Source organism: Streptomyces sp. CGMCC 4.7035 (assembly GCF_031583065.1).
Classification (GTDB): domain Bacteria; phylum Actinomycetota; class Actinomycetes; order Streptomycetales; family Streptomycetaceae; genus Streptomyces; species Streptomyces yaanensis.
The window spans coordinates 5,310,419-5,329,791 of record NZ_CP134053.1 but is presented as its reverse complement, the minus strand read 5'-3'; the positions used below and the strand labels follow the sequence as shown (position 1 = coordinate 5,329,791).

The following is a 19,373-nucleotide window of genomic DNA, read 5'->3' as shown; positions in this document are numbered from 1 at the left end:
CACATCGGGTTCACGGATCGGATACGTGTCGTTGACGACTGTTTACCTGCGGCGTCGTCGTGTCGCACGTTCGTCATCCGCCGGGCGGGTGTGACGGACATCGCGTCCGGACGGCTGACGGACCGTCATTCCGAGTGCCCCGAATGTCCCCGCCCATGCATCCAGCAGGACGGCCCGCGTCCGCCATGCGTTCCCGCGTACGTCTCCCGGCCGTCACCCGCACGCACCTACGATCGACCCGCTTCGAACAGGCGTGGTGGGAGGAACTCATGGGGACGCAGGAGTCGTACGAGCAGGGGCGAGGGACGGGCCGGCGGGCGTTGCTCGGGGCCGCGGTGCTCGGCGCGGGCGGGGTGGTTCTCGGACTGCCCGGTGCCGCGCGAGCGGACGCGCGGCACACGGGCGGCGGACTGAAGAGCCTGCCCGTGCCGACGATCATCGGGCACCGCGGGGCCAGCGGCTACCGGCCGGAACACACCTTCGGCTCGTACCAGCTGGCCCTCGACCTGGGCGCCGACATCGTGGAGGCCGGCGACCTGGTGCCCACGAAGGACGGCCACCTGGTGTGCCGGCACGAGCCGGAGATCGGCGGGACCACGGACGTGGCCGACCACCCCGAGTTCGCCGACCGCAAGAGGACCAAGGTCCTCGACGGGGTGTCCGTCACCGGCTGGTTCACCGAGGACTTCACGCTCGCCGAGCTGAAGACGCTGCGCGCGGTCGAGCGCATCCCGGCCAACCGCCCGCACAACACCCTCTACAACGGCCGCTGGGAGATCCCCACCTTCGAAGAGGTGCTGCGCTGGCAGGACGAGCAGACCCGCAAGCGTGGCAAGCAGGTCTTCATCTACCCCGAGACCAAGCACCCCACCTATTTCCGCAAGCTCGGCCTCGGCCTGGAGGAGCGGGTCGCCAAACTGCTGCGCAAGTACGGCAAGGACAAGCGGACCTCGCCGGTGATCCTCCAGTCCTTCGAGCCGAGCAGCATCGAGCGTCTGAACAAGCTCGTCGACAACCCGCTCGTCGTCCTGCTGTCCAGCGCGAGCAGCCGCCCCTGGGACTTCGTCGAGGCGGGTGACCCGCGCACGGTCGCCGACCTGATCACGCCGAAGGGCCTCAGGGAGATCGCCGGCTACGCGCAGGGCATCGGCCCGACCCTCGACCTGGTCATCCCGAAGGACGCGAACGGCAACCTCACCAAGCCGACCACGCTTGTCGCCGACGCGCACAAGGTGGGCCTGATCCTGCACCCGTACACCATGCGCAACGAGAACCCGTTCCTGCCGGCGGACTTCCGCAAGGGCACCGACGCGGACGCCTACGGGGACGTCTTCGGCGCCTTCAAGGCGTACTTCGCGACCGGCATCGACGGCGTCTTCACCGACAACGCCGACACCGGCCTGCTCGCCCGTGAGGACTTCCTGCGCGGCTGACGGGTCAACGCGCGACACGGAGACACCGATGGGAGTGACTCTCGGCCGTCCCGGCAACTCATCGCCGGGGCGGCCGCGTCACGTCGCATGTGACCGACGAGATGCTCACGGCCCTGCGCCCGCTGCTCGCCGCCGAGGCCTCGGCCGAGGCATTCGCGTCCGGTATGGAACCGGGCGACCTGGAACAGGCGGTCTGGCTGCGGCTCCTGGAGCGGCTCGACATGGACGCGCCGCCCGTCGACCCGCAGGGATGGCTGCGACAGGCCGTCCGCTCGGAGGCGCGACGCGGCCGCCGCACCGCCCGCTTCGAACTGCCGTACGGCACCGAGCCCGTCGACGACGGGGGACCCGATCCCGAGCAGCAGGCGCTTCTGGCGGCCCGCCGCCGGTCCCTGTACACGGCCGTACGCCGCCTTCCCGGCCGTTGCCCCCGTCTGATGGCCGCGCTGCTCTCCCCGCGCGATCTGACCTACCGCGAAATCGCAGGGGAGTTGGGTATCTCACAGGGCAGTCTCGGACCGGAACGTTCCAAATGCCTCGGATGTCTGCGTCGATTGCTCGTGGCGGAGGTTGCGGCCCGCGAACCGCGGGGATAGGAGTGAGGGACGACCGGTGATCAGGTGAGCGGGAGGCGTGCGCACATGGGCATGAGCGTGACCATCTCTATGGCGACCGAGCAGGACGCCGAGCAGATCTTCAGGCTGCAGTACCTCTGCTTCCAGAGTGAGGCCGCGCTGTACGGCAACTACCGCATCGACCCGCTGGTCCAGAGCCTGGACTCGGTTCGCGAGGAGGTCGCCTCCGACTGTGTCTTCGTGGCCCGGCTGGGCGACGAGGTGGTCGGTTCGGTGCGCGGCAGCGTGACCGAGGACGGCGCCGCGTCCATCGGCAAGCTCTGTGTGCACCCGCGGCTCCAGGGCCACGGCATCGGGGCCCGGCTGCTGCGCGCGGCGGAGGCGGCGCTGGTCGAGGAGCGCGGCGCGAAGCGGTTCCGCCTCAGCACGGGCCACCGCAGCGAGGGCAACCTCCGCCTGTACCGCCGCGTCGGCTACGAGGCGGTCGGCACGTCCCAGGGCAACGACGGCGTCCCCCTGATCATCCTGGAGAAGCAGGCCCCGGCGGGTTCGTACGCGGCGACGGCTTAGGCGCGCAGTGCGGCGCCTTGGGCCGTGCGGGCCTTGCGGAGCCAGTACATCGCCGACAACGGCAGCAGTACGGGAATGAAGACGTACCCCATGCCGTAGTCCGACCACACGGTCGCGTCGGGAAACGCGGACGGCTCGACCAGGGTCCACGTGCCCACGGTCAGCACGCCCACCAGTTCGGCGGCGCAGCACACCAGTGCTGCCCGCCGCGCCGTCTCACCGCCCCGCACGAGCGAGTACGTGATGAAGCCGTAGACGACACCGGCCACCGCCGAGAGGGAGTACGCCAGCGGTGCCTTGTCGAACTGCGTCGAGATCTGTACGACCGAGCGCGACACCGCGCCGACCACCATCACGCCGTACAGCCATACGAGCAGCATGCCGGGCCCGCTGATGAGTCGTGCCTTCACCGGCTTCTCCTGCGTGGCCGTCATCTCAGCCTCCCCAGATGTCATAGAGCCGCACCTCCAGCACGGCGAGGACCACACCGCCGGCCGCGACCGTCACCGAACCCCACCGCGTACGCTCCGCCAGCGACATGAAACCGGCCGCCGGGACGCACGCGAACGCGCCCAGCAGATACGCCACGAAGATCGTCGTGCCCTGCTCCGGCTTCTCGCCGCGTGCCAGCTGGACGATGCCGACGACCAACTGGACCACGGCCAGCAGTGTCACCACGGCCATGCCGATGAAGTGCCAGTCCTTCGTGGGCTGATCACGGTAGGCCGCCCAGCCGCACCAGGCGGCGAGCAGCAGCGCGGCGACACCGGTCACCAGCGTCAGGGCATCAAGCATGCCGCGACCCTATTACGGGCCAAAAGACCCACCGCGCCCGGCCCGGCTGTCAGGCACCCGTCCCGTCGGTGACCAGGTTGGCATTGGCGGCCCCGCGCCAAAGTCTGTGCTGCCACTCATTGGCGTTCGCGGCGGGCCGGACGGTGAGCACGGGATTCGGGCCCGTCTCGATGACGGCGGTCCCATCCGGCGAAGTCGAGCGTCCCTTCGTGCGCGAAGGCATCGAGAACCCCGCCCACGCCCTGTCGGCACCGTGGCATTGGCCACACACCGCCAGACACCGCCAGGTCCACGGACTGGACACCGGTCCGGCGGACACGGGCCTCTCTCCCCTTGTACGCCTGGTCAACCCCTGTGCCTGGAGACCTGCCTGCAAACCGAAGGCTGTCCACGACTGTCCGCCATTCGGACAGCAGGGGAGGGTCCCCGCTGTGCGTCTGCTTTACTTGCCCCATGACCACGACGAGCTGCCGCACCCTTGCGACCGAGGCGACCATGACGCCCGGTGCTCGTTGTATGTGTCGAATGTGCGCCTGTTAGAGGGCCCCCGCACCACCCAGAGCCTCGCGCCCCGAAGCGAGACCGCCCGTGGCACGTCCGCACGCCCGTGTCGTGCGTGACTGAGCCTCCCCCACTGCCCGAACGGCGTGGGGGACCCCCACCGCGCACATGTTCTTCCCGGTTCGATCGGCATCCCGATCGCCGTCGCGAGAACCGTGCCGCGTTCCCACGCACGTACCCGTGCCCGGCGCACACCCACGCCCTGCACTCGACAGTGACGGAAACCCAGTGATCACCACATCGGGCCTCACCAAGGTCTACCGCTCGCGGGGCCGCGAGGTCACCGCCCTCGACGGCGTCGATCTGCACGTACGCGAAGGCGAGGTGTACGGCGTCATCGGCCAGTCCGGCGCCGGCAAGTCCTCGCTCATCCGCTGCGTCAACCTGCTGGAGCGCCCCACCTCCGGCACGGTCACCGTGGCCGGCCAGGACCTCACCGCGCTCGCCGGTCGCGGCCCCCGCGCCGGCAAGGAACTCCGGCAGGCGCGCAGCCGTATCGGCATGGTCTTCCAGCACTTCAACCTGCTGTCCTCGCGCACCGTCCAGGACAACGTCGAGCTGCCGCTGGAAATCCTCGGCACCTCCGGGAAGGAACGTTCCCGCAAGGCCCTGGAGCTGCTCGACCTCGTCGGCCTGGCCGACAAGGCCAAGGCCTACCCGGCCCAGCTCTCCGGCGGCCAGAAGCAGCGCGTCGGCATCGCCCGCGCCCTCGCCGGTGACCCCAAGGTGCTGCTCTCCGACGAGGCGACCAGCGCCCTCGACCCGGAGACCACCCGCTCGATCCTCCAGCTGCTGCGCGACCTGAACCGGCAGCTCGGCCTGACCGTCCTGCTCATCACCCACGAGATGGACGTCGTCAAGAGCATCTGTGACTCGGCCGCGCTCATGGAGAAGGGCCGCATCGTCGAGTCCGGCACGGTCAGCGAGCTGCTCGCCACCCCCGGCTCCGAACTGGCCGCCGCGCTCTTCCCCGTCGGCGGCGACGCCTCCGGCGACGGCCGCACCGTCGTCGACGTCACCTTCCACGGCGACGCCGCCACCCGGCCCGTCATCTCGCAGCTCTCGCGCACGTACAACATCGACATCTCGATCCTCGGCGCCGCCATCGACACCGTCGGCGGCCTCCAGGTCGGTCGTATGCGCATCGAACTGCCCGGCCGTTACGAGGACAACGTCGTGCCGATCGGCTTCCTGCGCGAGCAGGGCCTGCAGATCGACGTCGTCGAACAGGCGGCCAAGGAGTCCGCGCTGGTGAAGGAAGGTGCCAAGTGACCTGGTCCGAGATACAGCCGCTGCTGTCCCAGGCGTGTTGGGACACGCTCTACATGGTCGGCTGGTCCACCCTGATCGCGGTCCTCGGCGGCCTGCCGCTCGGCATCCTGCTTGTGCTGACCGACCGCGGCGGACTCCTTCAGAACATCGTCGCCAACAAGGTCATCGGGCAGGTGGTGAACGTCGCCCGGTCGATGCCGTTCATCATCCTGATGGTCGCGCTGATGAGCTTCACGCGCACGATCACGGGCACGACCATCGGCCGGGAGGCCGCCATCGTGCCGCTCGCCATCGGCGCGATCCCGTTCTTCGCGCGGCTCGTCGAGACGGCCGTCCGCGAAGTGGACGGCGGACTCGTCGAGGCCGTGCAGGCGATGGGCGGCAACACCTGGACCGTGGTGCGCAAGGTCCTCGTCCCGGAGGCCCTGCCCTCGCTGATCTCCTCCGCCACCACCACGGTCGTCGCCCTCATCGGCTACTCCGCGATGGCCGGCACGGTCGGCGCCGGCGGCCTCGGCGACATCGCCATCCGCTACGGCTACCAGCGCTTCGAGACCCAGATGATGTGGATCACCGTGGCGATCCTCGCCGTCGTCATCTCTCTCATCCAGTTCGCCGGCGACTACGCGGCCCGCGCACTGCACCGCCGCGGCGGCCGGTCGGGAGCCGCGCCCCGGCTGCGGCTGCTGAAGGACAAGGCGCCCGCCGGACCGACGCCCGTTTCCGAGGCGCCCGCCCCCGAAGCCGCCACGGCCGACGTGAGCAAGGTCGCCTGAGGCGGCGCACCTCCTCATCCCCAGATTTCCCCGTTCACCCACGACGGGGTCGCTCCACCCATAAGGAAAGGCACTTTTCGTGCGTAACACCGCCAAGATCACCGCCGCCGTCCTCGCCGCCGGAGCCCTCACCTTCGGGCTGACCGCCTGCGGTTCGGACAAGGACTCCGCCTCCTCCGACTACAGCGGCCCGCTGGTCGTCGCCGCCAGCCCCACCCCGCACGCCGAGATCCTCAACTTCGTCAAGGACAACCTGGCGAAGAAGGCGGGCCTCGACCTGGAGGTCAAGGAGTTCACCGACTACGTCACGCCGAACACGGCGACCGAGGACGGATCCGTCGGCGCCAACTACTTCCAGAACCAGCCGTACCTCGACGACTTCAACAAGAAGAAGGGCACCCACATCGTGCCCGTCGTCACGGTGCACCTGGAGCCGCTCGGCCTCTACTCGCACAAGATCAAGAAGGCCGACGAGCTGAAGAGCGGTGCGACCGTCGCCATTCCGAACGACACGGTCAACGAGGCGCGGGCGCTCAAGCTGCTCGCCGCCAACGGGATCATCACGCTCAAGAGCGGCGTGGGCAGCGAAGCGACCCCCCAGGACATCGCCAAGAACCCGAAGAACCTGAAGTTCAAGGAGCTGGAGGCGGCCCAGACCCCGCGCTCCCTGGACGACGTGGACGTCGCGGTGATCAACGGCAACTACGCCATCTCCTCCGGCCTCAAGCCCGCCCAGGACGCCCTCGTCCTGGAGTCCGCGACGAACAACCCGTACGGCAACTTCCTCGCGGTCAAGAAGGGCAACGAGAAGGACCCGCGCGTCAAGAAGCTCGCCAAGCTCCTCGTCTCGCCCGAGGTGAAGAAGTTCATCGAGGACAAGTACCAGGGCTCGGTCATCGCCTCCTTCTGATCCGTCGGTCACCTCCGGCCCGCGTCGCCGCCGCGACACACGGGGTCCGCTCCCTCACCGGGACCGGACCCCGTGGTGCGGTTCGGTGCTTCCATGCTGCATGCTGGGCAGTTCAGCAGGTCCTGACGGTTTCCGAAGGTTACGGAGCGGCGCAATGACAAGCACCTTCCCCAACGTCTCCATCAGCACGGAGCGGTTGGTACTGCGCCCTCTCGACGAGGACGATGTCCCCGCGCTGGCCGAAATGATGAACGACGAGATGGTCGGCGCCTGGACCGACGTCCCTCAGCCCTTCACGGAGGAGGGGGCCCGCGGCTGGATCACCGAGTGGGCACCCACCGAGCGCGCCGCGGGCCGCGGCCTCGACCTCGCGGTCACCGAGTTCCTCACCCAGCGCCTGGTCGGCCTCGTCCAGCTGACCAAGACCAACTGGCACATCCGGTCGACCGAACTGTCGTACATCATCGCCTCCTGGGCGCGGGGCGAGGGCTACGCATCCGAGGCCTCGCTCGCCACCGCCCAATGGCTCTTCGGGGACCAGAAGTTCGAGCGGATCGAAGTACGCACGGCGGCCGACAACACCGCCTCCCAGCAGGTCGCCCAGAAGATCGGCTGCATCAGCGAGGGCGTCCTGCGCAACGCCTGCATAGCGCACGTCCGCAACGAGGACGGCACCTGGACCGACGTACGGACGGACTTCATCGTGTGGAGCCTGCTGCCGGAGGACCTCGACGGGGTCGGCGAGGAACTGGCCGACACCGGCGGTTTCACGTCGTTCTCCAACTGGAACTGACACCGCGGGACCGCTCCCACGGGGTGAGTCCCGGGCGGACGAACCCAGCCGGACCAGATACCCTCACGGAGCCCGCCGTGCGGGATGCCCCCTGACGACCTGCACAATCCTCCTGGAGACTGACGACGATGGCCGACCGGGTCACGGTGATCGGCTGGGACGGCTCGCCACTGACCGCCGCAGCGCGCTCCGCCCTGGGGGCCGCCACGCTCGTCGCCGGCGCGGCCCACCATCTCGGCCTCCCCGAGGTGCCGAGGACGGCCGAGCGCATCCGCCTCGGCAGCGTCGCCCTCGCCGCCCGCCGCATCGCCGCCCACCGCGGCACCGCCGTCGTCCTCGCCGACGGCGACCCGGGCTTCTTCGGCGTCGTACGCACCCTGCGCGCCCCCGAATTCGGCCTGGAGGTCGAAGTCGTGCCCGCCGTGTCCTCGGTGGCCGCCGCCTTCGCCCGCGCAGGGATGCCCTGGGACGACGCACAGGTGGTCGTCGCACACCGCCGCACCCTGCGCCGCGCGGTGAACGTATGCCGCGCCCACACCAAAGTCGCGGTTCTCACCTCACCAGGCGCCGGGCCCGCGGAACTCGGGCTGCTCCTCGACGGGGTCCACCGCACCTTCGTCATCTGTGAGGAACTCGGCACCGACCGCGAACAGGTCACCGTTGTCACCTCCGACAAGGCCGCCGACCACACCTGGCGCGACCCCAACGTCGTCATCGCCATCGGCGGACCCGTGACCGCGGCCGACGGCGGCGGCTGGATCGCCGGCCGCGACCCGGGCGCGGGACCGCGCGGCTGGGCGCTGCCCGCCGAGGCGTACGGCGGAGGGCTCGGCGAAGGTGAAACGGATCTGCTGCGCGCCGCCCAACTCGCCCGGCTGGGACCCCGGGTGGGCGACCTGGTGTGGGACATCGGGACCGGCTGCGGCGCGTTCGCCGTGGAGGCCGCCCGCTGCGGGGCCGCCGTCATCGCCGTCGACCGCGACGCGGACGCCTGCGGCCGTACGGCGGCCGGCGCGCGCCACTTCGGCGTCCAGCTCCAGATCGTGCACGGCACCGCCCCGCACATCCTGGAGAACCTGCCCGAGCCGGACGTCGTACGCGTCGGCGGCGGGGGAGTCGCGGTCGTCTCGGCGGTCGCCGACCGCCGCCCGCAGCGGATCGTCGCGCACGCCGCGACCCGCGACACGGCCGAACTCGTCGGCAGGGATCTGTCGGAGCACGGCTACGACGTCGAGTGCGCCCTGTTGCAGTCCGTGGAACTCGACACGCGGGCCTGGACGGAGAAGGAACGGAGCGTCGCGTTCCTGCTCAGCGGCCGATTGGCCGAACGCTCCCCCTGATCCGGTTGTCGTACCGGCGCGGTAGGCTGGCCGACCGTTGTACCGCACTTGGGTGATCCGGGACTTCGTCAGTCAATGTCCGGAAAGCACACCCCTTTTGGGGTGAGTGTGGTACGGCAGAACCGGAGGGTGCGCAACGTGGCGCAGTCCACAGCGGGCCGTCGCGGATCAAGCTGTCGCAATGGCGGGACGGCCGCGACAATGCCGTTCAATGGCTTTGTCGTCATTGTTGGCGGGTCGTTCGTGCCGCTGGGCACGCACGCTCGTTCTTCATTGCGGGCGGTCGGCGCGCCGTTCCGGGCGAGCGGGTCGTAGAAGCACTAACCGATGGGCGAGGGGTACGCATGACGGACACCGGCCAGATCCCGGGCGAGGGGCTGCCGGAGAGCGCAGGCATGGTGGAGCAGCCGGGCGTCCTCGCGCCGGGCGCGTACACCTACCTCAACCACTCCGACACCCCGGCCGAGGACGACGACCTGCTCCTGATGCCCGGCCAGCAGGGCGCCTGGGGCAACGAGATGCCGCAGCCCGCCCCGGCTCCGGCGCCGTTCCTCCATGAGCCCGGCCCGCATGAGATGGCCGGCCGGGACAGCGGCTCGATCGACGTCGGCGCGGTCCGTACGCCGCCTCCGGCGCCGGTGCCCCCGTCGGCGACGCCGCGCCGCCCGCTGCACCTCGGCCCGCCCACCCCGGACGCCACCTTGAGCCCGGTGCGTTCGCTGTCCGACCGCGGTCCGGCCGACGCCCCGATGCGCCCCTCCGGGCCGCCGACGACCGGCCCGGAGTATCTCGACGTGCCCCAGCCCGGGGAGAACTCCCCGCAGGGGGCGGTGCCGTGGGGCGCGCCGCCGCAGACGCAGACCGTGCCGCCGGTGGGCCCCGAGGGGACCACTGCAGAAACGGTCGTCCCGCAGCCGGCGCCGACGCCCGAGCCGGTGGCGGTGGAACCGGCCCCGGCGCAGGTCGCCCCCGAGGCCGCACCGCTGGCCCCGGAGGGCTACGAGCCGCTCCAGGGGCAGGCGATCCCGGCCGGCCCCCAGGCACTTGAGACCCCCGGAGCGCCGGTCGGCGCCGAGCCGCCCCAGACTCCGGCTCCCGGTGCGCCGCAGGACGCCCAGGCTCCGGTTCCCGGCGCGCAGGACGTCCAGGCTGAGCCGACGGCCGCTCCGCAGGCTCCGGACGCCGCGCCCGTCGCTGCCCCGCAGGCTCCGGGCGCAGCGTCCGCCGCTGCCCCGCAGGCAGCCCCGGATGCCGCGGACGCCGTATCGGTGCCCGAGGGCGTGTCCGCTGCCGAGTCCGCGCATGGCCCGCACGGTGCGCCCGCCCCGGCCGCCCCCCAGATCCCCGACGCCGCACCGGCACCGGCCGGGCCCTCGGCGGAAGCAGCGCCCGCCCCGGTCACCCCGCAGGCTCCGCAAGCCGTGCCCGCGCCGGATGCCGTGTCGGACGCGCAGGTCTCCGCCCCGCAGACCCCGGTCGCGCACGCCCCGGACGCGCAGGTCTCCGCCCCGCAGACCCCGGTCGCGCACGCCCCGGACGCGCAGGTCCCCGCCGCGCAGGCGCCGGACGCGCAGGTCCCCGCCGCCCCGCACGCCCCGCAGCCGGCGGACGACGCGGCGCAGACCGTCGTGGTCGTGCCCGACGCGGGCGTTCCCCAGCAGGCCGACGCCCCCGCGCCCGCCTCCACCGGCCTGCCGGAGGCACCCGCGCAGGAACCCGAAGCCGACGACCAGGCCGCCCCGGTCCAGGACGCCCAGGACCCGGCATCCGAGCACGCCCAGGACCCGGCGCAGGCCGTGACCCCCGTACCGGACGAGCAGGCGCCCGAGTCGCGGCCCGCCGACCAGGCCGTCCACATCGCGGACACCGAGGCTCGGATCCCGGACGCCGAGACCCCGTTCGAGGAGCCCGCGCTGCCCCTGGCCGCCGAGGAGGCGCAGCCCGCGGCCGCCGAGTCCGTCCAGGCCGTGCCGGTGGGCGTCGCCGCCCAGGCCGCGGCGCCCGAGGCATCCGCCGGCCAGGTGCACGGCGAGCAGCCCGCGGCCGATGAGCCCGGCGCTCCCCAGGAGCCCGAGCCGGACCAGACGCTCGGTCAGTTCGTGCCCGTCGAGGGCACCGTGCCGACCACCCCGCACCTGGCCCCGACCCCGCCGCACGCCCTGATCGTGCCGCCCCTCCCCCCTCAGGAGCAGCAGCCCGCCGAGGAGCCCGCTGCGGCCGCCGCCGAGCAGGAGGAGCCGGTGGCCGCCGCACCGACGGCGGAGGAGCCCGCCGTCACCGTTCCCGCTCCCCGCGACGGCGAGGCACCCGCCCCGGAGCCGTCCGTCGTGGACCAGGAGCCCGTAGTCGCACAGCAGGCGGAGGACCTGGACACCAGGGCCGCCGACCAGGAAGAGAGCACGGCCGCAGTGGAAGAAGCACGAGAGTCCACCGGCCCGGCGGCGCCCGGATACGACGACGCCGAACGCGAGGCGGTGCTGCGCGTGATGCGCGAGCGCCGCGACATCCGCAACGGCTTCCGCAGCGACCCGATCCCGCACGACGTGCTGCTGCGCGTCCTGGAGGCCGCCCACACCGCGCCCTCCGTCGGCCACTCCCAGCCGTGGGACTTCGTCGTCATTCGCTCGGCCGAGACCCGCCGCACCATGCACGAACTGGCCCAGCGTCAGCGCGAGGCGTACGCCAAGTCGCTGCCCAAGGGCCGGGCGAAGCAGTTCAAGGAACTGAAGATCGAGGCGATCCTCGACACCCCGGTCAACATCGTGGTCACCGCCGACCCGACCCGCGGCGGCCGCCACACCCTCGGCCGGCACACCCAGCCGCAGATGGCCCCGTATTCCTCCGCGCTCGCCGTCGAGAACCTCTGGCTCGCGGCCCGCGCCGAGGGCCTCGGCGTCGGCTGGGTCAGCTTCTTCGACGAGCGCGAGATGGTCCGCACCCTCGGCCTGCCCGAGCACCTGGAGGTCGTGGCCTACCTCTGCGTCGGATACGTCGACGAGTTCCCGGACGAGCCCGAGCTGATGCAGGCCGGCTGGTCCAAGCGCCGCCCGCTGTCCTGGGTCGTGCACGAGGAGACGTACGGCCGTCGCGCGCTGCCCGGCGAGGAGCCGCACGACCTGCTCGCCGAGACCGTGGCGGGCATCCGCCCGCTGGACGCCAAGGCCCTCGGCGAGGCCTGGGAGCGGCAGAAGCGCATGACCAAGCCCGCGGGCGCGCTCGGCATGCTGGAGATCATCTCCGCGCAGTTGTCCGGACTGTCCCGCCAGTGCCCGCCGCCGATCCCGGAGCCCGCGGCCGTCGCGATCTTCGCGGGTGACCACGGCGTGCACGCCCAGGGGGTCACCCCCTGGCCCCAGGAGGTGACGGCCCAGATGGTCGCCAACTTCCTCGGCGGCGGCGCGGTCTGCAACGCGTTCGCCGGCCAGGTGGGCGCCGAGGTCTGCGTCGTCGACGTGGGCGTGGCCGCCGACCTGCCCGCGACGCCGGGCCTGCTGCCGCGCAAGGTCCGCGCGGGCACGGCGGACATGACGACCGGCCCCGCGCTGACCCGCGAGGAGGTCAAGCAGGCGATCGAGGTCGGCATCGAGACGGCCCGCGACCTGGTGGCGGCGGGCAACAAGGCGCTGCTCACCGGTGAGATGGGCATCGCGAACACGACGGCGTCGGCCGCCCTGATCTCGGTCTTCACGGACACCGACCCGTCGGAGGTGACGGGCCGCGGCACGGGTATCAACGACGAGACCCTGGCCCGCAAGACCGAGGTCGTCCGCCGCGCCATCGAACTCCACCAGCCCGACCCGGCCGACCCGATCGGCGTGCTGGCCGCCTTCGGCGGACTGGAGCACGCGGCGATGGTGGGTCTGCTGCTCGGCGGCGCGTCGCTGCGCACGCCGGTGATCCTGGACGGCGTCAGCGCCGGTGCCGCCGCCCTGGTGGCCCGCGCGATCGCCCCCGAGGTCCTCGCGGCCTGCATCGCCGGCCACCGCAGCGCGGAGCCCGGCCATGTGGCCGCCCTCAACAAGCTGGGCCTGCGCCCCCTGGTCGACCTCGACCTGCGCCTCGGTGAGGGCACCGGCGCGCTCCTCGCCCTGCCGCTCGTCCAGAGCGCGGCGCGGGCGATGCACGAGGTGGCGACGTTCGACTCGGCGGGCGTCACCGAGAAGTAAGCCGGAGGCGGGGTCGGGGGTACGCGCTCCTGCGTGCCCCCGGCCCCGCCGTACGCTGACCCCACATCTAAAATGCGCACGTCAGGGCCGCTCCAGAGCAGTAGCGCCCATTCGTACCGCCAGGACGAGGAGCCGCACCTCACATGGCCGAACACCCTGCCTACCCCGTAGGCCTCCGCCTCTCCGGCCGCCGCGTGGTCGTCCTCGGCGGCGGCCAGGTAGCCCAGCGCCGCCTCCCCGCGCTCATCGCAGCGGGCGCGGACATCGTCCTCGTGTCCCCGGAAGCGACACCCTCCGTCGAAGCCATGGCGGACGCCGGGGAGATCACCTGGAAGAAGCGCCCGTACGAGGACGGCGACCTCGCGGACGCCTGGTACGCCCTGATCGCCACCAGCGATGTCGAGGCCAACACCGCCGCCTCCGCGGAAGCCGAGCGCCACCGCGTGTGGTGCGTCCGCTCCGACGACGCCGACGCCGCCACCGCCTGGACCCCCGCGACCGGCCACAGTGAGGGCGTCACGGTCGCCGTCCTCACCACCGAGGCGAAGGGCCGCGACCCCCGTCACACCGCAGCCATCCGCGACGCCGTGGTGGAGGGCCTGCGCGACGGCACGCTCGTCGCCCCGCACCACCGCACCCGTAACCCCGGCGTCGCGCTGGTCGGTGGTGGCCCCGGCGATCCGGACCTGATCACGGTCCGCGGCCGCCGCCTCCTCGCCGAGGCCGACGTGGTCATCGCGGACCGGCTCGGCCCGCGCGACCTGCTGGCCGAACTGCCGCCGCACGTCGAGGTGATCGACGCGGCGAAGATCCCGTACGGCCGTTTCATGGCCCAGGAGGCCATCAACAACGCGCTGATCGAGCACGCCAAGCAGGGGAAGTCGGTCGTCCGTCTGAAGGGCGGCGATCCGTACGTCTTCGGGCGCGGCATGGAAGAGCTCCAGGCGCTCGCCGAAGCCGGCATCCCGTGCACGGTCGTACCCGGCATCTCCAGCTCGATCTCGGTCCCCGGTGCGGCGGGCATCCCTGTCACCCACCGTGGAGTCGCACACGAGTTCACGGTGGTCAGCGGCCATGTCGCCCCTGACGACGAGCGCTCTCTGGTCGACTGGCCGTCGCTGGCGAAGCTGACCGGCACGCTCGTCGTCCTCATGGGCGTCGACAAGATCGGGAAGATCGCCGAGACCCTCGTCGCCCACGGCAAGGCGCCCGACACGCCCGTCGCCCTGGTCCAGGAGGGCACGACGGCCGCCCAGCGCCGCGTCGACGCCACCCTGGCGACGGTCGCCGAGACCGTACGGGCCGAGGATGTGAAGCCCCCGGCGGTCATCGTCATCGGCGAGGTCGTGACGGTGGGCCCGCGACCCGCCGAGTAACCCCGGGTAACACTTCCCGTTCCAGCCGTTGGCACCACACCCAGGACAAGGCAGTATCACCCTGTGGCCGATCTCATTACCGTTGAGAACCCCGACGACCCGCGCCTGCGCGACTACACGGGCCTGACCGACGTGGAGTTGCGCCGTAAGCGCGAACCCGCCGAGGGCCTGTTCATCGCCGAGGGCGAGAAGGTCATCAGACGGGCCAAGGACGCCGGTTACGAGATGCGCTCGATGCTGCTGTCCGCCAAGTGGGTCGACGTCATGCGGGACGTCATCGACGAACTCCCGGCCCCGGTGTACGCGGTCAGCCCGGAACTGGCCGAGCAGGTCACCGGCTACCACGTGCACCGTGGCGCGCTCGCCTCCATGCAGCGCAAACCGCTGCCGACGGCGGACGAGCTCCTGGCGACCGCGCGCCGGGTCGTGATCATGGAATCCGTGAACGACCACACCAACATCGGCGCCATATTCCGGTCGGCGGCGGCCCTCGGCATGGACGCGGTCCTGCTGTCGCCCGACTGCGCCGACCCGCTCTACCGCCGCAGCGTGAAGGTCTCCATGGGCGCGGTCTTCTCGGTGCCCTACGCGCGTCTCGACACCTGGCCCAAGGGACTGGAGTCGGTCCGCGAGGCGGGCTTCACGCTCCTCGCGCTCACCCCCGACGAGAAGGCCAAGACCCTCGACGAGACGGCACCGCACAAGATGGACCGCGTCGCGCTGATGCTCGGCGCGGAGGGCGACGGCCTGTCCACCCAGGCGCTCGTCGCCGCCGATGAATGGGTCCGCATCCCCATGGCCCACGGCGTCGACTCCCTCAACGTGGGCGCGGCGGCCGCCGTCGCCTTCTACGCGGTGGCCACAGGACGTCCCCAGCTCTGAGGGGCGTCCGTGATGACGCGGGCAGCGGGAGGCGATCGTCGCTGTGTCGCGGCGGGGGAGTTCCTCGCGCTGGACCCGCTCTTCGACGGCGACCGGGAGTTCTTCGTGGGGGTCCCCCCGCTCGGGCGAAGTCGAGAGTGGGGGAGGATCCTGCCGCGGCTGTGACGGCTGCCGGGCACCCCCGGCACAGCACCGCCAGAACCGCGACCGCCGCCGCGACGGCCTCCCGTCGGAGTCGGCCGGGGTTCCCCGCCGACCGCCGGTCAGTCGTCCCGGTTCAGCTGGCTCCTGTGCTGGTCGACCATCAGGTCACCGGGCAGCGGAGCGTACGACTGCTGAGGTCGTACGTCCTGGCGCACGTTCCCGTCGTCCAGGCCGCGCGCCGGCCCCTGGCACCCCTGGGCCGCGGCGATGCCCAGCGCCACCAGCAGCGTCACCACGACGAACACGAACAGCCGCTGGCGCAGCAGCCGCGGGTTGGCCGGGCGTCGTCCGGCCCCGGTGGTCCGGGGCGCCGGCCGTCGGGCTCCGCTGCGCGGTGCGGGCCGGCCGCCGGATCGGGTCGTGTTGCCGGAGCGGGTCGTGTTGCGCTGCGCGGGCGTCGGACGCGCCCCGGGCCGGGAGCCGTTGTTACGGGGCGGGGGAGTGACCGGCCCCTGCGGGCGCCGTACGGTGCGTTGATCGGCGTACTGCTCCGCCAGCCGCCCCGTCGGCCGGTCCGGGTCCCCGCGCGGGACGGGCGGCCGTACGTCCGTGAACCCCTGGGCCTCCCGGGTCGCGATCTCCTTGAGCCGGAGGGAGAGTTGGAGGGTGCTGGGCCGCTCCTCGGGATCCTTCGCCAGGCAGGCGCGCACCAGCGGGGCCAGCGCGTCGTGTACGCCGTGCAACTGGGGCTCCTCGTGCACCACCCGGTAGAGCATCACCTCGGAACTGCCGTGCCCGAAGGGCGAGTCGCCGGTCGCCGCGTACGCCAGCGTGGCGCCCAGCGAGAACACGTCCGTGGCCGGGGTGACGGCGGCCCCGCGCACCTGCTCGGGGGCGAGGAAGCCCGGCGAACCGACCGCCGTACCGACGTGCGTGAGCGTCGAGGCGCCCGTCGCCCAGGCGATGCCGAAGTCGATGATCCGCGGCCCCTTCGGGGACAACAGGATGTTGGACGGCTTCAGGTCGCGGTGGACGACCCCGGCTTCGTGCACCGCCACAAGGCCCTCGGAGAGGGCGGCACCCACGGCGGCCACCTCGGCGGCCGTGAGGGCCCCCTCCTCGGCGACCTTGTCGTGCAGGGAGGGGCCGGGCACGTACTGGGTGGCGAACCACGGTCGGTCCGCCTCCAGATCGGCGGCCACGAGCCGTGCCGTGCACCCACCGCGAATGCGCCGTGCCGCCGAGACCTCACGCGCGAACCGCGACCGGAACTCCTGGTCCTCCGCCAGGTCCGGACGGATCACCTTCAGCGCGACGCGCTGGCCCCGCTTGTCCGAGCCCAGGTAGACGACGCCCATTCCGCCCGCGCCGAGCCGCCGGTGAAGCCTGAACGAGCCGACGACACGCGGGTCCTCACGCCTCAGGCGCATCATCGCCATGTCCATCCCCGCTGCCCGGTCCGTTTGACGAGCCACAGCTTACGTTTCCACAGCCGGGTGCGCGCAGAGGCCGCGCCCTCTCGTCCCGATCGATTGTCAGTGCCGGGCGGGAGACTTGAGGGGTGGTCAGGGGAGGTGCGAGTAAGGCGGCTTTGGGCTGCATGTGATCCCAACCACCGGGTGCGGGAAGGGGATTGAGTCCGTGAAGCATGATCGTGTGGAGATGGTCGTGGACGCCGGGGACAAGACGCGTACGTACGAGGTGGTGGCGAGCAGGGCGGGCCGTCGCGTGGAGACGGCGGTGCGCAGGGGAGTCGTGGAAGTGAGCGAAGTCACCCGGTGGGGGTCCCCCCACGCCGTTCAGGCAGTGGGGGAGGTTCCGTGGTGAGGACGGCCCGTTCCATGGCGAACCGGGTGCCGGCGCTGTTGGAGCAGCCGGTTCCGCGCGAGGACGCCTCGGAGCAGATGGGACACACCGGGCGTCCCCTCAGGGAAGACCCTGAGACCTAGGACCTCGTCTCCACCCAGGGGAGTACATCGCAGGTCATCGCTCATCCTCCGGGAGGCCTGGCAAGCGGTACGAGGGCATGACGACCCCGGCCCGCCGGGCACCTAGATTTGAGGTCAAGCGGCGGGTGCAGCACTCGTCCCCCGAGGTCAGACACCCGCCGCTGCCAAGACAACAGCACTACGGTCAGGAGAGGGACCATGGCCCAGACGGCACCGCGGACACTGCTCCGCACGCAGGGACGCCAGGTGTACGGCGCCGCGTTCGGCACGAGCCGCCCGGGCCGCCGCCACCCGCTGGTGGCGACCGCGATGGTCCTCCCTCTCGCGGCCCTGCTCGTGTACGCCTTCGGCGGCTGGGAGGCAGTGGTCACACAAGCGTCGTCCGTGGGTGTGATGCTGGGGCGCTGAGCGGCGCCCCGGGCCCGGAAGAGCGGTTCGGGCGGGGACATCCATCCATGAAACCCCGTGGGGACGGGGGTGCGGCGGACGGCACAAACGCCCGCGCAGCTGGGGAGCTGCGCGGGCGTTACGCCGTTTTGCGCCTAAACGGGCGCCGCTCCCGCGGAGGTGGTTGAGCGCCGCTGTGGCCGCAGCCGCCGTAGCTGCGGGCAGTCGTGCCTCCCCCAGTGCCTTAAGGGCCTGGGGGGACCCCCAGGGCGGCACGGGTGGGCGCTGGGGGTACCCCCTGCTCGAAGAGCTTGGGGGGAGGCACCGGGCAAGCGCCGGGAAGCGAAACCCACCCCCGGCCGGCCCCTGCACCGGGCAGCGCTCAACCTTCGGTCGCCACCGTCCCCGTACGCTCACCACCAGCGCCGTACAACCCAAGGGGACCCGTGACCGCACTACTGCCCGCGCTCACCGCGAAGGCCCGCGCCGCGGCGCACGCGGACGACGGCACAGGTTGCCCTTGCCCGACCCAGGACACGGTCCTCGCCGAGCGCAGCGACAACGCGACCGTGGTCCGCCACGGCACCGCCGTCGCCAAGGCCCACACCCCCGGCACCGACCTCGCCGAACTCTCCCTCCGCCTCACCACCGCCACCCGCCTCCCCGGCGTCCTCCTCGCCCCCCTCCACCCCACCCCTGTCACCCTCCAGGGCCACCTCGTGACCTTCTGGCCGTACGGCACGCCCGTGGACCCGGACATCCCGGAGGCCGCACCCTGGGAGGCGGCCGCCACGCTCCTCGCACGACTCCACAAGGCCCCAGCCCCCGCCGGCCTCCCACCCATGCGCGGCCCCGCCAAGGCCGCCCGAGCGATCGGGCGCCTCCGTGCGGCCGGCCCTCATCCCGCTGCCGAAGCCGTGCTCCGTGCCTGGGCCGCTCTCCCCGCCTGGGCGCGCGCGGAAGCGCCCATGCCGTCCCCACGGACCCTCTGCCACGGTGACCTCCACCTCGGTCAGCTCGTACGCCACCCCGCCGACACCGGCCCCTGGCTCCTCATCGACGTCGACGACCTCGGCATGGGTGACCCGGCCTGGGACCTGGCACGCCCCGCCGCCTGGTACGCCTGCGGGCTGCTCCCGCCCGACGAGTGGACCCGCTTCCTCACCGCGTACCGGCGGGAGGGCGGCCCCGCCGTCCCCTCCACCGGCGACCCCTGGCCGGCGCTCGACGTTCCCGCCCGTGCCCTCACCGTGCAGACGGCGGCCCTGGCCATCGCCAAGTCCCTCGCCGCGGACCGTTCCCTGGACGAGGTGGAGCAGGCCGTGGTCGACGCCTGTGTCCGAATGGGCCCCATTCCGCCGTAGTTGGCGCAAGGATGTGCGACGTAGGCTGCAACCGGCCAGGACCACAGCGAGTCCCTACCTGGCGAAGCACCACCGACCGG

General features: G+C 72.0%; 16 protein-coding genes and 1 pseudogene. 14 read left to right on the top strand and 3 right to left on the bottom strand.

Going from position 1 to position 19,373, the window contains the following annotated elements; genetic code table 11:
- Nucleotides 1-269 precede the first annotated feature (269 nt).
- The 3 genes from Q2K21_RS23240 (at nucleotide 270) to Q2K21_RS23230 (ending at nucleotide 2,578) form a co-directional block, all read left to right on the top strand.
- A complete protein-coding gene (locus tag Q2K21_RS23240) occupies nucleotides 270-1,433 on the top strand; it encodes a glycerophosphodiester phosphodiesterase (RefSeq protein ID WP_310774770.1) in 1,164 nt (387 codons plus the stop codon).
- Nucleotides 1,434-1,534: 101 nt separating this feature from the next.
- On the top strand, nucleotides 1,535-2,029 hold the full coding sequence (locus Q2K21_RS23235; protein WP_386276192.1) for an RNA polymerase sigma factor: 495 nt from the start codon (nucleotides 1,535-1,537) through the stop codon (nucleotides 2,027-2,029).
- A 45-nt stretch (nucleotides 2,030-2,074) separates the two neighbouring features.
- On the top strand, nucleotides 2,075-2,578 hold the full coding sequence (locus Q2K21_RS23230) for a GNAT family N-acetyltransferase (RefSeq protein ID WP_310774768.1): 504 nt from the start codon (nucleotides 2,075-2,077) through the stop codon (nucleotides 2,576-2,578).
- Here the strand turns inward: Q2K21_RS23230 and Q2K21_RS23225 are convergent.
- Together Q2K21_RS23225 and Q2K21_RS23220 are read right to left on the bottom strand one after the other, a co-directional pair.
- Nucleotides 2,575-3,012 carry a hypothetical protein gene (locus tag Q2K21_RS23225; protein ID WP_310774767.1) on the bottom strand — a complete coding sequence of 146 codons (438 nt, stop codon included), beginning with the start codon at nucleotides 3,010-3,012 and terminating at the stop codon, nucleotides 2,575-2,577. The genes Q2K21_RS23230 and Q2K21_RS23225 overlap by 4 nt on opposite strands.
- A gap of 1 nt (nucleotide 3,013) precedes the next feature.
- On the bottom strand, nucleotides 3,014-3,373 hold the full coding sequence (locus Q2K21_RS23220) for a hypothetical protein (RefSeq protein ID WP_310774766.1): 360 nt from the start codon (nucleotides 3,371-3,373) through the stop codon (nucleotides 3,014-3,016).
- A 789-nt stretch (nucleotides 3,374-4,162) separates the two neighbouring features.
- On the opposite strand from Q2K21_RS23220, the gene Q2K21_RS23215 reads away from it, so the two are divergent.
- The 8 genes from Q2K21_RS23215 (at nucleotide 4,163) to Q2K21_RS23180 (ending at nucleotide 15,449) form a co-directional block, all read left to right on the top strand.
- Nucleotides 4,163-5,206 carry a methionine ABC transporter ATP-binding protein gene (locus tag Q2K21_RS23215; protein WP_310774765.1) on the top strand — a complete coding sequence of 348 codons (1,044 nt, stop codon included), beginning with the start codon at nucleotides 4,163-4,165 and terminating at the stop codon, nucleotides 5,204-5,206.
- Nucleotides 5,203-5,982 (top strand): methionine ABC transporter permease, encoded by a 780-nt coding sequence (locus tag Q2K21_RS23210; protein ID WP_310774764.1) that lies wholly within the window; start codon nucleotides 5,203-5,205, stop codon nucleotides 5,980-5,982. Before Q2K21_RS23215 ends, Q2K21_RS23210 begins: the two co-directional genes overlap by 4 nt.
- A 79-nt stretch (nucleotides 5,983-6,061) precedes the next feature.
- Nucleotides 6,062-6,892, top strand: a complete 831-nt coding sequence (locus tag Q2K21_RS23205) for a MetQ/NlpA family ABC transporter substrate-binding protein (protein WP_310774763.1) — start codon at nucleotides 6,062-6,064, stop codon at nucleotides 6,890-6,892.
- Between the two features lie 154 nt (nucleotides 6,893-7,046).
- Complete coding sequence (locus Q2K21_RS23200; protein WP_310774762.1) at nucleotides 7,047-7,685, top strand: GNAT family N-acetyltransferase; 639 nt, start codon at nucleotides 7,047-7,049, stop codon at nucleotides 7,683-7,685.
- Nucleotides 7,686-7,813: 128 nt separating this feature from the next.
- Nucleotides 7,814-9,025, top strand: coding sequence for a precorrin-6y C5,15-methyltransferase (decarboxylating) subunit CbiE (cbiE, locus tag Q2K21_RS23195; RefSeq protein ID WP_310774761.1), 1,212 nt, complete (start codon nucleotides 7,814-7,816; stop codon nucleotides 9,023-9,025).
- A gap of 344 nt (nucleotides 9,026-9,369) precedes the next feature.
- Nucleotides 9,370-13,191 carry a nicotinate-nucleotide--dimethylbenzimidazole phosphoribosyltransferase gene (cobT, locus tag Q2K21_RS23190; protein WP_310774760.1) on the top strand — a complete coding sequence of 1,274 codons (3,822 nt, stop codon included), beginning with the start codon at nucleotides 9,370-9,372 and terminating at the stop codon, nucleotides 13,189-13,191.
- Between the two features lie 143 nt (nucleotides 13,192-13,334).
- Complete coding sequence (gene cobA, locus Q2K21_RS23185; RefSeq protein ID WP_310774759.1) at nucleotides 13,335-14,567, top strand: uroporphyrinogen-III C-methyltransferase; 1,233 nt, start codon at nucleotides 13,335-13,337, stop codon at nucleotides 14,565-14,567.
- 63 nt (nucleotides 14,568-14,630) lie between these two features.
- The gene (locus Q2K21_RS23180; protein WP_310774758.1) at nucleotides 14,631-15,449 is read left to right on the top strand and encodes a TrmH family RNA methyltransferase; all 819 of its coding nucleotides are present in this window, start codon (nucleotides 14,631-14,633) and stop codon (nucleotides 15,447-15,449) included.
- A 263-nt stretch (nucleotides 15,450-15,712) separates the two neighbouring features.
- On the opposite strand, the gene Q2K21_RS23175 is transcribed toward Q2K21_RS23180, so the two are convergent.
- On the bottom strand, nucleotides 15,713-17,038 hold the full coding sequence (locus tag Q2K21_RS23175; RefSeq protein ID WP_310781182.1) for a serine/threonine-protein kinase: 1,326 nt from the start codon (nucleotides 17,036-17,038) through the stop codon (nucleotides 15,713-15,715).
- A 196-nt stretch (nucleotides 17,039-17,234) separates the two neighbouring features.
- Between Q2K21_RS23175 and Q2K21_RS23170 the strand changes: the two are divergent.
- From Q2K21_RS23170 to Q2K21_RS23160, 3 genes and pseudogenes are all read left to right on the top strand, one after another.
- Nucleotides 17,235-17,542: pseudogene (locus Q2K21_RS23170) on the top strand (hypothetical protein).
- A 198-nt stretch (nucleotides 17,543-17,740) separates the two neighbouring features.
- Nucleotides 17,741-17,950 (top strand): hypothetical protein, encoded by a 210-nt coding sequence (locus Q2K21_RS23165; RefSeq protein WP_310774757.1) that lies wholly within the window; start codon nucleotides 17,741-17,743, stop codon nucleotides 17,948-17,950.
- A gap of 425 nt (nucleotides 17,951-18,375) precedes the next feature.
- A complete protein-coding gene (locus tag Q2K21_RS23160; RefSeq protein WP_310774756.1) occupies nucleotides 18,376-19,293 on the top strand; it encodes a phosphotransferase family protein in 918 nt (305 codons plus the stop codon).
- Nucleotides 19,294-19,373 lie beyond the last annotated feature (80 nt).

Excerpts from the sequence above, each read along its gene's own strand:
- Q2K21_RS23220 (WP_310774766.1), bottom strand. The coding sequence starts at position 3,373 with ATGCTTGATGCCCTGACGCTGGTGACCGGTGTCGCCGCGCTGCTGCTC.
- Q2K21_RS23240 (WP_310774770.1), top strand. The coding sequence starts at position 270 with ATGGGGACGCAGGAGTCGTACGAGCAGGGGCGAGGGACGGGCCGGCGG.
- cobA (WP_310774759.1), top strand. The coding sequence starts at position 13,335 with ATGGCCGAACACCCTGCCTACCCCGTAGGCCTCCGCCTCTCCGGCCGC.
- cobT (WP_310774760.1), top strand. The coding sequence starts at position 9,370 with ATGACGGACACCGGCCAGATCCCGGGCGAGGGGCTGCCGGAGAGCGCA.
- Q2K21_RS23200 (WP_310774762.1), top strand. The coding sequence starts at position 7,047 with ATGACAAGCACCTTCCCCAACGTCTCCATCAGCACGGAGCGGTTGGTA.
- cbiE (WP_310774761.1), top strand. The coding sequence starts at position 7,814 with ATGGCCGACCGGGTCACGGTGATCGGCTGGGACGGCTCGCCACTGACC.
- Q2K21_RS23225 (WP_310774767.1), bottom strand. The coding sequence starts at position 3,012 with ATGACGGCCACGCAGGAGAAGCCGGTGAAGGCACGACTCATCAGCGGG.
- Q2K21_RS23230 (WP_310774768.1), top strand. The coding sequence starts at position 2,075 with ATGGGCATGAGCGTGACCATCTCTATGGCGACCGAGCAGGACGCCGAG.
- Q2K21_RS23235 (WP_386276192.1), top strand. The coding sequence starts at position 1,535 with ATGCTCACGGCCCTGCGCCCGCTGCTCGCCGCCGAGGCCTCGGCCGAG.
- Q2K21_RS23175 (WP_310781182.1), bottom strand. The coding sequence starts at position 17,038 with ATGGACATGGCGATGATGCGCCTGAGGCGTGAGGACCCGCGTGTCGTC.
- Q2K21_RS23165 (WP_310774757.1), top strand. The coding sequence starts at position 17,741 with ATGGCCCAGACGGCACCGCGGACACTGCTCCGCACGCAGGGACGCCAG.